This window comes from Gordonia sp. WA4-43 (genome assembly GCF_020520305.1).
Taxonomy (GTDB): Bacteria; Actinomycetota; Actinomycetes; order Mycobacteriales; family Mycobacteriaceae; genus Gordonia; species Gordonia hongkongensis.
This window is the reverse complement of sequence record NZ_CP084736.1, coordinates 1359035-1371113: the sequence shown is the minus strand read 5'-3', so window position 1 is coordinate 1371113 and position 12079 is coordinate 1359035. Positions and strand designations below refer to the sequence as shown.

General features: G+C 68.9%; 10 protein-coding genes. 4 read left to right on the top strand and 6 right to left on the bottom strand.

Features of this window, described 5'->3' with window-relative positions; all coding sequences use genetic code 11:
- Window positions 1-58 precede the first annotated feature (58 nt).
- The 3 genes from LEL84_RS06120 (at window position 59) to LEL84_RS06110 (ending at window position 3603) form a co-directional block, all read left to right on the top strand.
- A complete protein-coding gene (locus LEL84_RS06120) occupies window positions 59-565 on the top strand; it encodes an RDD family protein (protein WP_058253112.1) in 507 nt (168 codons plus the stop codon).
- A 90-nt stretch (window positions 566-655) separates the two neighbouring features.
- Window positions 656-2095 (top strand): hypothetical protein, encoded by a 1440-nt coding sequence (locus tag LEL84_RS06115; protein ID WP_226513566.1) that lies wholly within the window; start codon window positions 656-658, stop codon window positions 2093-2095.
- Window positions 2096-2130: 35 nt separating this feature from the next.
- A complete protein-coding gene (locus LEL84_RS06110; RefSeq protein ID WP_226513565.1) occupies window positions 2131-3603 on the top strand; it encodes a PQQ-binding-like beta-propeller repeat protein in 1473 nt (490 codons plus the stop codon).
- Window positions 3604-3622: 19 nt separating this feature from the next.
- On the opposite strand, the gene LEL84_RS06105 is transcribed toward LEL84_RS06110, so the two are convergent.
- The 6 genes from LEL84_RS06105 to LEL84_RS06080 form a co-directional block, all read right to left on the bottom strand.
- Window positions 3623-4363, bottom strand: a complete 741-nt coding sequence (locus LEL84_RS06105; protein ID WP_226513564.1) for a DUF4191 domain-containing protein — start codon at window positions 4361-4363, stop codon at window positions 3623-3625.
- 77 nt (window positions 4364-4440) lie between these two features.
- The gene (lipA, locus tag LEL84_RS06100) at window positions 4441-5529 is read right to left on the bottom strand and encodes a lipoyl synthase (RefSeq protein ID WP_068971687.1); all 1089 of its coding nucleotides are present in this window, start codon (window positions 5527-5529) and stop codon (window positions 4441-4443) included.
- Complete coding sequence (gene lipB, locus LEL84_RS06095) at window positions 5526-6245, bottom strand: lipoyl(octanoyl) transferase LipB (protein ID WP_065630058.1); 720 nt, start codon at window positions 6243-6245, stop codon at window positions 5526-5528. Before lipB ends, lipA begins: the two co-directional genes overlap by 4 nt.
- On the bottom strand, window positions 6238-7137 hold the full coding sequence (locus tag LEL84_RS06090) for a TIGR01777 family oxidoreductase (RefSeq protein ID WP_226513563.1): 900 nt from the start codon (window positions 7135-7137) through the stop codon (window positions 6238-6240). Before LEL84_RS06090 ends, lipB begins: the two co-directional genes overlap by 8 nt.
- Window positions 7138-7174: 37 nt before the next feature.
- The gene (gene sucB, locus LEL84_RS06085; protein WP_226513562.1) at window positions 7175-8995 is read right to left on the bottom strand and encodes a 2-oxoglutarate dehydrogenase, E2 component, dihydrolipoamide succinyltransferase; all 1821 of its coding nucleotides are present in this window, start codon (window positions 8993-8995) and stop codon (window positions 7175-7177) included.
- A gap of 242 nt (window positions 8996-9237) precedes the next feature.
- The gene (locus LEL84_RS06080; RefSeq protein WP_226513561.1) at window positions 9238-10785 is read right to left on the bottom strand and encodes a leucyl aminopeptidase; all 1548 of its coding nucleotides are present in this window, start codon (window positions 10783-10785) and stop codon (window positions 9238-9240) included.
- A gap of 109 nt (window positions 10786-10894) precedes the next feature.
- Between LEL84_RS06080 and gcvT the strand changes: the two genes are divergently transcribed.
- A complete protein-coding gene (gene gcvT / locus LEL84_RS06075; protein ID WP_165629884.1) occupies window positions 10895-12004 on the top strand; it encodes a glycine cleavage system aminomethyltransferase GcvT in 1110 nt (369 codons plus the stop codon).
- Window positions 12005-12079: the final 75 nt, after the last annotated feature.

Here is a 12079-nt window from a genome sequence, read left to right as displayed (position 1 = left end):
GTGCGGCGACGACGCGGACCGAGGGGGTTGCGCGGTCGCGTGAGAGGAGTCATCACCGATGGGACGAGTCACGGGTTCCTGGCTGTCGGGACCGCAGATCGGTCCCGAGAACGGCGTGGACAACGAGTACCGGGGACAGGATCTCGGCCTGCCGGAGAGCGGTCCCGGGTCGCTGGCCACCGGCTGGCCGCGGGTGGCCGGCCTGCTCGTCGACTGGCTGATCGCCGGTGGGCTCGCGATGGCGTTCTTCGGTGGCTTCAACTCGCCGCATCTGGGCACCGCGCAGATGGGCGTGTGGTTCGTCATGGGCATCTTCGCGGTGACGCTGTTCGGGTTCACCCCGGGCCAGCTCGTCATCGGGATGCGCGTGGCGCGTGTGGATTACGGCGTCGAGCGCAACACCGCCGAAGCGACCGGCGAGCAGAGCCCGGCGGCGGTCGGGATCGTCCGGGCCTTCTTCCGCCAGCTGCTGATGATCTTCCTCGTCCCGGCCCTGATCAACGACTACAACGGACGCGCTCTGCACGACCGCGCAACCGGCACCGCGCTCGTCCGGACCCGCTGACCCGGGGCGGCAGCTCGTTCTCCATACGCCTATCGATTCGCTGTGGAACTAGGGGCGGGATGGTCATCGTCGCTGTGATTTAGTGGTCGCATGCGGGGGAAGTCGGGGGCCGTCGTGGCCCTTTTCATGGGCACGGTGATCGTTGCGATGGGGGTGATCGTCACTCTGGCGGTGCCTCGGTCTGTTGACGGGCACGCCGCGGTGGTGGCAGACAGCGCGACGACCGCGGACCGCAGCGCGGCCGACGACAGGTATCCCGATGTCGACCCCCTGGCAATCACCCCGACCCCGCGGTGGTCGGCGGACATGTCTGACATCGCCGGGCTGCGAACCCCGGACACCACCCGGGTGCCGACGGTGCTCGCAGCTGATCGGCAGATCGTCGTCGGCGGTCCCACGAGCGCATCCGTCACCGAACTGATGGCCTTCGACGCTGCGGACGGCAGGCAACTCTGGCCCGAGACGTCGGCGTTTCGAGCCGAGACCTGCGCTCTCAGCCGCGATGGCAGACTCGCCTGCCTCCGCCGCGGGAGTGCGCCGAGCACCGTCGATCTCGGGTTCATCGCGGTCGGCACCGGTGCGGTGACGGCGACGAAATCGTTCGAGATCGCAGACGGTCCACAAGACCCGACCCTCGCCTCCGCAGGTAACGGCTTCCTCGTCACGAGCCGGCGGTTCGTCGAAACCGAGGCCGTTTATGCGGCGACCTTGAACTGGTTCAGTTCCGACGGTTCGCGTTCCTGGGTGCAGCGTCCTCCCGTGGGGCTATCCGATCCGGAACTGTCCGAGTCCGGCAACGTGGTGGCGGTCTCTGACTACAAGCGCGGAGCGCGGGTGTACGCCCTCGACAGTGGAACTGTGCTGTACGACTCCGCCCGGGACCTCGAGCCCCACGGTGGTCCGGGCGGGTCGGCCATCATCCAGGTCGCCGTGGCCCGGCCCGGCTTCGCGGTCAGCATCCTGACGAGCGCCCGTACCACCACCGTCTATGACGACAGCGGCACCCTACGCGGCGCGATCGACGGCGTCGTCCTGCCCTTCGCGCCGTCCGGTTCAGAAGGAGACCTCATCCCCGTCACCGGAACCGATGTGGACAACCGTCAGGCCATCGGTGCCGCCTCATTGGAGACGCTCGAGGTCGTCGCTCTGACGGCGTTCGCCGGCAGCCTTCTCGGTACCGAACTATTGGGTGAGCAGTATGTGGCCGGTTCTGAGACGACCGGCAGCAACTCCGAGGAATGGGTGGTCCTCGACCTCGACAAACCGCAGAGCGCGACGACCATGGCCGCCGGGAACAACCGTCTCCTTGCTTTCGACGGAGTTCGGGCCGTCTTCGCAGACAGGTTCGGTTCGAACTACGGTGTCCCGAAGATGGTCGCCTACGAACTGTCGAGCGGACGTGAGGTATGGACGCTTGGAAACCCGGACGGCGAGCGCGAATACCGTTTCGTCGGACCGTACCTCTTTCAAGTCATCACCGGTGTGGCCGGCGAGCCGGGTTCGCTTCGTCTGTTGGATGCGAAGCCTTGACCCGGCCTTACCCGGGCGACCATCACTCGGTCGGAATGCCGCCCTCGCGATCCCCGAGGGCCCGTCGCGGAACCGGTACGACGGCCGGGCTGGCGATCCTCGTACTCGGGACGCTCGCGCTCGCGACTGTGCTGACCGTGACGCTGGCGGTACCACGCACGGTCGAAGGATCGGGTACCGTGCTCGGTGCGCCGACGGGGGAGCACGGCGAGGACCCGGTCATCCGCGCCTTACCCACGCAACCCGAACCGCTGTGGGAAACGTCGGAGGAACTCGCTCTCGGCTCGCCGGAACCCGCGACGTACGTGATTCCCCTCGCCGCCGACGACCGGATGGTCATCGCTGGTGCGTCATCGGACCTCACGTCGGCAGGCGGGGTCGTGGCGCTCGACCAGACGAACGGAAGAGCGCTGTGGCGCAACCCGTCAACGTTCCTGGCCAGTGATTGCGCGTTGAGTCGGGACCGACGACTCGCCTGTGTCGCCTCGGTGAGTGACCGACAGACCGAAGTGGCGTTTCTCGAGGCTGCCACGGGCGCGGTCTCGGCGACCGCGACCGTGCGGTCTGGCCGGAGCCAGATCGTCCGCGCAGCAGACGGCTTTCTGGTCACGTCGGTGTTGTACGACTCTGTGAGCTATCGGGCCACGACCACCCTGACGGCGTTCGAATCCGACGGGCGACAGCGGTGGACCCAGGTGCTTCCGGAGCAGATAGGTGACCCGGCGTTGTCCGAGGCCGGCGACGTAATTGTCGTCGGCGACAGCGAAGCAGGAGTTCGAGTCCTGTCGCTGCCTACCGGCGACGTCCTCTACGACTCCGCCGCCGACGACGAACTTCGCGGACCGGGAGGCGCGGCCGATGATGATGACGCGCAGGGAAGTGCGAACACCTGGATCAGGGTCGCGGCGACGGGAACCGGTTTTGCGGTCAGTCACACCGTTTATCCGCGCCGATCCCTGAGGCTCTTCGATCGGCAGGGTATCGAACACGGCCTGTTGGCGGATCTCGAACTCCCGAACGGGCGCCCGACCGCGACCGAGGGCGCATTGTTGCCCGTCCAGGGCGAGAACAAATCCGACCGCCCGATCGCCGCCGCAGTGTCCACCGTGAACGGGAAGCTGCTCTGGTCCGTCGAGGGCAACATCGTCGACGACGTCTCCCTCCTGGGTGGCCGCTACGTCGGCGTGCAGGCGCTGGCCGATGTCGGCTACCGGTGGACCTTCATCGACGCCGCTTCCGGCGTCGCCGGGGCAACGATCCCGATGAGCACTCACCAGCGGTACAAGGCCTTCGACGGCACACGCCTGATCTTCGAAGGAGACGGAGAGCAAGACGAACCCGGCCCGCGGGCGTTGGTTGCCTATGACCCGCAGAGCGGTGAGCAGGCGTGGCGGCTGAAAGAGACGCGAGACGCGGACGACGTCGACGTGCAGATCGTGGGGCCGTACCTTTTCGTACTTGAGACGCGCTCGGGTCGCTCATCACCCACGATGACCCGTATGGGTTGAGTGGGGCCACGCGGAAGCGTCAGCCGCGGCGGCGCGCCGTGCGCTGCATGCTGCGCATCTTGGCATTCGCGGGCAGGGGACCCTTCGGCATGCCGGGGCCGGAGGCCTTGCTGCCGAGGGCGGACAGCCGGCCTTCCAGGGTCTCCATCCGCTTACGGTCGATGTTGCTGGGCAGCTTGTTGAGGTGCCGCTCGAGCTTCGACAGCGGGACCTGGCCGTCGTCGTTGCCGACCATGATCTCGTAGATCGGGGTGTCGCCGACGACCCGCGCGACCTTCTTCTTCTCCTGGCCGAGCAGCGACTTGATGCGGGTCGGGGAGCCCTCGGCGACCAGGATGATGCCCGGCTTGCCGATGACGCGGTGCACGGCGTCGAGCTGGGAGGTGCCGGCCACCGCCTGCTTGACCCGCCACTGCCCGCGCATGTTGCCCAGTGCCCATCCGGCGGCGCCGGGCTGTCCCTCGGCCTTGGTGTACACGTTTTTCTGGACGCGACGGCCGAACAGGATGAAGGCGCCGAGGATGCCCAGCACCACGCCGAGCGGGATCAGCAGCCACGGCGAACCGAGGACGAATCCGAGAGCGGTGAAGACCGCGATCGACAGGACGATGACACCCACCATGTAGGGGATGAGTCGTTTGTCTTCCTTGCGCTGCATCTGGAAGGCCTGCCAGAGCTGCTGGCGCCGTTCCTTCGATGCGGCCTTACGGGCCTTCTTCTTCTCGGCCTTGACCTCTTTGCTCACCTGCGCCTTTGCCATGAGGCCAGTTTACGTCCGTGGATCGAGCGATCGGGGCATCGGGTGACCGTCCGAAAAGTCAGCGGACGCGCGCGGCGTCAGCGGGCGAGGCGTGCCATCAGGCTGGAGGCCTCCTGGCTGGCGGATCCCTCGGCTGCCAGGTGTGCGAGAGCCGGTGAGATCTCGCGGCCGTGATGGGCCATCGCCTGCGCGTACAGGCGGCCCGCCCGGTACGACGACCGCACCAGCGGACCCGCCATGACGCCGGCGAATCCGACCTCCTCGGCGAACTCGGAGTGGTCGACGAACTCCTCGGGCTTGACCCACCGCTCGACCGGATGATGCCGCGGCGAGGGACGCAGGTACTGCGTGATGGTCAGGATGTCGCAGCCCGCCTCGTGTAGATCCACGATCGCCGACTGCACCTCCTGCGGGGTCTCGCCCATCCCGAGGATGAGGTTCGACTTCGTCACCAGGCCGAAATCACGTGCGGCGGTGAGGACTTCGAGGGACCGCTCGTAGCGGAAGGCCGGGCGGATGCGCTTGAAGATGCGCGGCACGGTCTCGAGGTTGTGCGCAAGTACCTCGGGCCGGGCATCGAAGACCTCGGCCAGCAGGTCGGGCTTGGCGTGGAAGTCCGGGATGAGGTTCTCCACACCGGTACCGGGGTTGAGGCGGTGGATCGCGCGGACGGTCTCGGCGTAGAGCCAGGCGCCCTCGTCGGGCAGGTCGTCGCGGGCGACGCCGGTGATCGTCGAGTAGCGCAGGCCCATCGCCTGGACGCTCTCGGCGACACGACGCGGTTCGTCGCGGTCGAGTTCGGCGGGCTTGCCGGTGTCGATCTGGCAGAAGTCGCAGCGCCGGGTGCACTGCTCGCCGCCGATGAGGAACGTCGCCTCGCGGTCTTCCCAGCATTCGTAGATGTTGGGGCAGCCGGCCTCTTCGCAGACGGTGTGCAGACCCTCGCGCTTGACCAGGCCCTTGAGTTCGGTGAACTCCGGGCCCATCGTCGCGCGGGTGCGGATCCACTCCGGCTTGCGCTCGATGGGGGTCTGCGCGTTGCGCACCTCGAGCCGGAGCAGCTTGCGGCCCTCAGGGGCCGGGGTCGGGGTCTGTGGTGCGGATGCCGAGGCCGAGGGTGTGGCTTCGGGGGCACCGGGTCCGGGGGTGATGGGGGACGCGGTCACTGGATCGATCCTACGCTCGCAGAAGTGGATGGAGAGGACTGTGCCGACGCGACCGGGCTCGCAGTGGCGTCGAGCGCGGTGAGCACGGCATCGGCGGTGACGTCGAGCAGAGAGGCCACCGACAACGGCCGCCCCAGTTCGCGGGCCAGGGACGTGACCCCGGCGTCGGCGATCCCGCAGGGGACGATCGCCTCGAACGCCGACATGTCGGGGTCGATGTTGAGTGCGAATCCGTGCAGGGCCACGCCGCGTGCCACGCGGATACCGATCTGTCCGAGTTTGCGTTCCCCGGCGTCGTCGGTGATCCACACGCCGGAACGTCCTTCGACGCGGCCGGTGGTCACGCCGAGACCGGCGCAGACCGAGATGAGGGCCGCCTCGAGGCGACGCACGTACTCGACGACGTCGAGCGGCTCGGCGAGCTTCACGATCGGATAGCCGACGAGTTGTCCCGGTCCGTGCCAGGTGATCCGGCCGCCGCGGTCGACGTCGACGACCGGCGCGCCGTTGGTGGGCCGGTCGGCGTCCTCCGTGCGCTTGCCCGCCGTGTAAATGGACGGATGCTCAAGCAGGAGCAGCACGTCGTGATCCAGGACGCCGTCGGCGCGGTCGGTCGCCAGGCCGTGCTGCAGGTCGTAGGCCGTCTGGTAGTCGACGACGCCGAGATGGCGGACCTCGACCGGTTCGGCACTCCCGCGGATCGGCCGCTCAGTCATGACTGGTGGAACCGGTGGCGTAAGCGAGGGCCTCGTCGACACCGGGATGGGTGAAGGTGAATCCGTGATCGGTCAGCACCTTGGGTGTAACGCGCTGACTGAACAGAATCATTTCCTCGGCCATCTCGCCGCCGACCCGGCGCGCCGCGAAGGCGGGTACCTGCAGGATCGTCGGGCGGTGCACGGCCCGGCCCAGAGCCGAGGTGAACTCACCGAACGGGACGGCGCCCGGCGAACTCAGGTTCACCGGTCCGGACAGGTCGGAGTCGAGGAGGAACTCGATGGCGCGGATCTCGTCGATGAGGCTGATCCATGAGAAGTACTGCTTGCCGTCACCGATCGGTCCGCCGAGCCCGAGCTTGAACAACGGCCGGAGTTTGCCCAGCAGGCCGCCCTGGGTGCTGAGGACCGGCGCCGTGCGGAGCAGGACAATACGCGTGTCCGCACCGACGCCGGCGGTGGCGGCGCGCTCCCAGTCGACGACCAGGTCGGCGAGGAATCCCTCGCCGGGGCCGTCGGTCTCGACCGCGGCGTGGCCACCGGTGTTCCCGTAATAGCCCGTGGCGCTGGCACTCACGAACGTCGGGATGCCGAGATCGCGGACGGCCTCGGCGAGCAGTTCGGTGGGGGTGATCCGCGAGTCCCGGAGTTCCTGTTTGAACCGGCCGGTCCAGCGACCGTCGCCGACTCCCACGCCGCCCAGCGAGACCACTGCCTCGACGCCGTCGAGACTCTCCGGCGGGACGCCGATCGTCTCGGGATCCCAGCTGAACTCGTCATCGGCGCGTGCCTCGCGGCGGACCAGACGTGTGACCGTGTGGCCCGCCGCGCGCAGCGAGTTGACCAGGGCGTTGCCGATGAGTCCCGATGATCCGGCGACGGCGATGCGCATTCTGTGTCCTCGGTGTGCCGTCCGAAGGAGATCTGGGCTAGAGGCCCAGGTCCGCGGCGAAGGCGGCCTCTTCGAGACGCTTCTTCACCGTGGTGAGGAAGCGGCCCGCGTCGGCGCCGTCGATCAGACGGTGATCGTAGGTCAGCGGCAGGTAGGACATCGACCGCACCGCGATCGACTCCGAACCGTCCTCACCGGTGATGACGACCGGTCGCTTGACGATTGCGCCGGTGCCCAGCATCGCCGCCTGCGGCGGCACCAGGATCGGGGTGTCGAACAGCGCGCCCTGGCTTCCGATGTTGGTGATGGTGAACGTGCCGCCGGCGAGCTCGTCGGGCTTGAGGCCGTTGGAGCGCGCCCGGGACGCGATGTCGGCGATGGCGCGGGCCAGACCGGCGATCGACAGGTCGTCGGCGTTGTGGATGACCGGCGACAGCAGCCCCTGCGGGGTGTCGACGGCGATGCCGAGATGCACCTTGTCGTAGTAGGTGATCTCCTTCTTGTCCTCGTCGATCGACGCGTTGACGTTGGGATGCGCCTTCAGCGCCTCCACGACGGCCTTCGCGATGAACGGCAGGTACGTCAGGTTGACGCCCTCGGACGCCTTGAAGCTCTCCTTCGCCGCCTTGCGGAGTCCGGCGATGCGGGTCATGTCGACCTCGAAGACCTGGGTGAGCTGTGCGCTCTGCTGCAGCGACTCGCGGGTCTTCTTCGCGGTGATCTGACGGATGCGGTTGATCTTCTGCGTCGTCCCGCGCAGCTCGGCGAGCTCGGGCCGGATCTCCGGCGAGCCCGACGACGCGGCCGGTGCCGACGATGCCGCGGGCTTGGCAGCCGGGGCGGACTCCTGCGCCGGGGCCTTGGCCTCCTCGGCCGCGGCGAGCACGTCCTGCTTGCGGATGCGGCCACCGACACCGGTGCCCTTGATGGCGTTCAGGTCGATGTTGTTCTCCGCGGCGAGCTTGCGCACCAGCGGCGTCACGTACGGGGTCGACTCGACGGTCGGCGGGTCGGACTTCTCCGCGGCCTGAGCCTTGGGCTCGGGGGCCTTGGACTCCTGGGCCTTCGGCTGCGGCTTCTGCTCTTCCTCGGGGGCAGGCGCCTGCTCGGGCTCCGGCTCCGGCGCGGACTCCTGCTCGGGCTCGGGTTCGGGCTCGGGCTCGGGTTCGGGTTCCGGTTCGGGCTTCTTCTTCGAGGGAGCCGCCGAGGCATCACCGATGACGGCGAGCTTGCCGCCGACCTCGATCACGTCGTCCTCCTGCGCGAGGATCTCGAGCAGGGTGCCGGCGACCGGCGAGGGGATCTCGGTGTCGACCTTGTCGGTGGAGACCTCGAGCAGGGGTTCGTCGGCGGCGACCTCGTCGCCGACGGCCTTCAGCCAGTTGGTGACCGTCCCCTCGGTGACCGACTCGCCGAGTTCGGGCATGAGCACGTCGGTGCCGTCGGCCGAGCCCGAGCCGGTGTCGGCGGTGGGCTTCTCGGCGGGCGCGTCCTCGTCGACGGAGGGCTCCTCGGCGGCCTGCTCGGGCTCGGGTTCGGGGGCGGCCTCGGTCGGCTCGTCGCCGCCGGCGGCGTCGGAATCGGAATCGTCCGAACCGGAGTCGTCGGAACCGGCCTCGTCAGCGTCGCCGATCAGGGCGAGATCGCCGCCGACCTCGACGACGTCGTCCTCCTGCGCGATGATCTTGGTCAGCACACCCGAAGTGGGGGCGGGGATCTCGGTGTCCACCTTGTCGGTCGACACCTCGAGCAACGGCTCGTCGGCCTCGACGGTGTCGCCCTCCTCCTTCAGCCACCGAGTGACTGTCCCCTCGGTGACACTTTCACCAAGGGCGGGCATCTGGACGGAGAAGGCCATCGTTGTGAACTCCTGAACTCGACGTGGTGGTCTGTAGGTGATGCCCAGTGGTGTGTGCGCCGTGGGCACGGGGGTCGGGAGGCGGTGGAAGACCGCGCAGATGAGTGGCGGATCAGCCGCTCATCCCCGCGGCCAACCCTACCCGTACGGTGAGCCGCCGACTCGGTTCGGCTCGTACTCGTCGGTAACGATTCTCCGGCGACCGCGGCACCGGTCTCGGCCGCGGCTCGCCGAAGGTGTTCTCAGCCGTTTGCGGCGATGTCCTCGAGCACGGCCGCGATGGTCCGGACGGGGACGCCCGTACCGCCCTTCGTCGTGTAACCCCAGGGGCCGCCGGTGTTGAAGGCGGGCCCGGCGATGTCGATGTGGGCCCACTGCACGTCCTCGGGCACGAACTCCTTCAGGAAGATGCCCGCGGCGAGCATCCCGCCCCAGCGGTGGGGGGTCACGTTCGCCAGGTCCGCGACGCGGGACTTCAGGTCTGCGCGCAGCTCGGCCGGGAGCGGCATCGCCCAGGCGTTCTCACCTACATCGGCCGACCGGGCCGCGACCCGGTCGCGGAACCCGTCGGTGCCCATGACGCCCGGTGTCCGGGTGCCGAGTGCCACCATCTGGGCGCCGGTCAGGGTCGCGGTGTCGATGAGATAGTCGGGATCGTCCTCGCAGGCCCGCACGATGGCATCGGCGAGGATCAGCCGTCCCTCGGCGTCGGTGTTGAGGACCTCGACCGTGCGGCCGCCGTACTGGGTGAGCACGTCGCCCGGGCGCTGCGCAGTCGACGACGGCATGTTCTCGGCCATGGGGACGGTGGCGATCACCGTCACGTCGACATCGAGCCGGGCGGCCAGGATCGTCGCCGCGATGACCGCGGCCGCGCCGCCCATGTCCGAGGTCATCGCGTCCATGTTGGCGGCGGGTTTGATCGAGATACCGCCGGTGTCGAAGGTGATGCCCTTGCCGACGAGCGCGACCTTCTTCGGCGACTTCTTCGCGGTGTGGGTCAGCCGGACGAGGCGCGGCAGCCGGGACGAGCCCTTGCCGACGCCGATGATCCCGCCGTAACCCTGCGCCTCCAGCTGCTTGTCGTCGAGGATCTCGACCTTGAGTCCGGCCTTGCTGCCGAGGGTGCGGGCGCGGGCGGCGAACTCCTCGGGATACAGGTGGCTCGGCGGGGTGTTGACGAAGTCGCGGGCGATCGCCACCGAGTCGGCCACGGCGACCGCGCGCTCCACAGCGGCCTTGGCCTCCTTGGACTTCGATTCGACCAGCAGTGTGATGCGTTGCGGCGGAGTCTTCTTGGGCTTCGACTTGTCCGAACGGAACTCGTCGAACCGATAGGCGCCGAGGAACAGTCCCTCGGCGGCGGCAGCCAGGTCGACGGCCGAGAGCGTGGTGGCGACCGACTCGTGCCCGTCCAGTTCGCGGGCGACGACACCGGCGGCCTGCCGGACCTGGTCGGCGTCGTCGAGGTTGTCGGCATCGCCCAGGCCGACGGCGACGACGATGTCGACGGGCAGCGACTGCGGAGCCGCGGTCCGGGTGACCTCGCCATGGGACCCGGTCGCGCCGAGGGCGGTGAGAGCGGCGGTGATGGCGGCGGCCTGGGCGTCGTCGAGGATGCCGTCGCCGATGGCGAGGGTCGGTTCGGCTGTGGGGTCGGCATTCTCGGCGTCGTCGGGGGACGAGGCGCTGATCAGGCCGATGACCAGGGCGGAGTCGTCCTTGCCGATCGAGGTGGACAGTTCGAGTTCGGGGCCGCGCGTGCGGTCGACGGTGTCGTTCTTGCTCACCCGGTCAACTCTGCCACAGCTCCGGCGGCGCCGAGTCTCAGCGGGAAGACGTGCAGACGAACGCCGCGTCCGTGCCCGGCCGGCGGGGTCGCCCGATAGCGTGGACGGCATGAGTGAACTCCTCGCCGGGCCGATCGCCGACCGTCATGCCGCACTGGGGGCCACCTTCGCCGAGTTCGGCGGCTGGAACATGCCGGTGTCGTACTCCGGCACGGTCGCCGAGCACGCCGCGGTGCGGGAGAGCGTGGGCATCTTCGACGTCAGCCACCTCGGCAAGGCACTGGTGTCCGGCGAAGGTGCGGCGGCCTTCGTCAACTCGACGCTCACCAACGACCTCGGCAAGATCGTGCCGGGCAAGGCGCAATACACGTTGTGCTGCAACGACTCCGGTGGTGTCGTCGACGACCTGATCGCCTACCTCGTCGGCGAGGACGAGGTCTTCCTGGTGCCCAATGCGGCGAACACCGCGTCCGTGGTCGCCCAGCTGCAAGCGATTGCGCCGGAAGGGATCTCGATCACCGACCAGCACCGTGACCTGGCCGTGCTCGCGGTGCAGGGCCCGAAGTCGCCCGAGATCCTGGCCGGGCTCGGACTGCCCGCCGACATGGAGTACATGGCGTTCGCCGATGCCGACCTGACGACCGCCGACGGCGTGGCACCGGTCCGCGTGTGCCGCACCGGATACACCGGTGAACGCGGGTACGAGATCGTGCCGCGGTGGGACGATGCGGGTGCGGTGTTCGACGTCCTACTGGAAGCGATCACGGCGGCCGGCGGGTTGCCCGCCGGCCTGGGCGCACGGGACACCCTGCGCACCGAGATGGGATATGCGCTGCACGGCCACGAGCTGGGGCCCGACATCTCGCCGGTGCAGGCGCGGTCGAGTTGGGCGGTCGGCTGGGACAAGCCGTCGTTCTTCGGACGCGACGCCCTACTCGCCGAGAAGGAGGCCGGACCGACGCGTCGTCTGTACGGGTTGCGGGCGACCGGCCGCGGGGTGCCGCGTGCGGGGTGCGTCGTCCGCCTGGCGGGGAAGGACCAGCAGATCGGCACCTGTACGTCGGGGACGTTCTCGCCCACCCTCAAACAGGGCATCGCACTGGCGCTGCTCGATACGGCGTCCGGGGTGCGCAAAGGCGACGAGGTCGTCGTCGACGTCCGCGGGCGGGACCTGGCGTGCGAGGTCGTGATCCCGCCGTTCGTGCCGTCGCACGTGTGACCTGCGGGCCCTCGCGCGACGTCCCACGCAGCCCCGGGGGTCAGCCGACCGGGCCGGGAAATGCTTTTGTGCCCG

Excerpts from the sequence above, each read along its gene's own strand:
- LEL84_RS06120 (WP_058253112.1), top strand. The coding sequence starts at position 59 with ATGGGACGAGTCACGGGTTCCTGGCTGTCGGGACCGCAGATCGGTCCC.
- LEL84_RS06115 (WP_226513566.1), top strand. The coding sequence starts at position 656 with ATGCGGGGGAAGTCGGGGGCCGTCGTGGCCCTTTTCATGGGCACGGTG.
- LEL84_RS06110 (WP_226513565.1), top strand. The coding sequence starts at position 2,131 with ATGCCGCCCTCGCGATCCCCGAGGGCCCGTCGCGGAACCGGTACGACG.
- LEL84_RS06105 (WP_226513564.1), bottom strand. The coding sequence starts at position 4,363 with ATGGCAAAGGCGCAGGTGAGCAAAGAGGTCAAGGCCGAGAAGAAGAAG.
- lipB (WP_065630058.1), bottom strand. The coding sequence starts at position 6,245 with ATGACTGAGCGGCCGATCCGCGGGAGTGCCGAACCGGTCGAGGTCCGC.
- LEL84_RS06090 (WP_226513563.1), bottom strand. The coding sequence starts at position 7,137 with ATGCGCATCGCCGTCGCCGGATCATCGGGACTCATCGGCAACGCCCTG.
- sucB (WP_226513562.1), bottom strand. The coding sequence starts at position 8,995 with ATGGCCTTCTCCGTCCAGATGCCCGCCCTTGGTGAAAGTGTCACCGAG.
- gcvT (WP_165629884.1), top strand. The coding sequence starts at position 10,895 with ATGAGTGAACTCCTCGCCGGGCCGATCGCCGACCGTCATGCCGCACTG.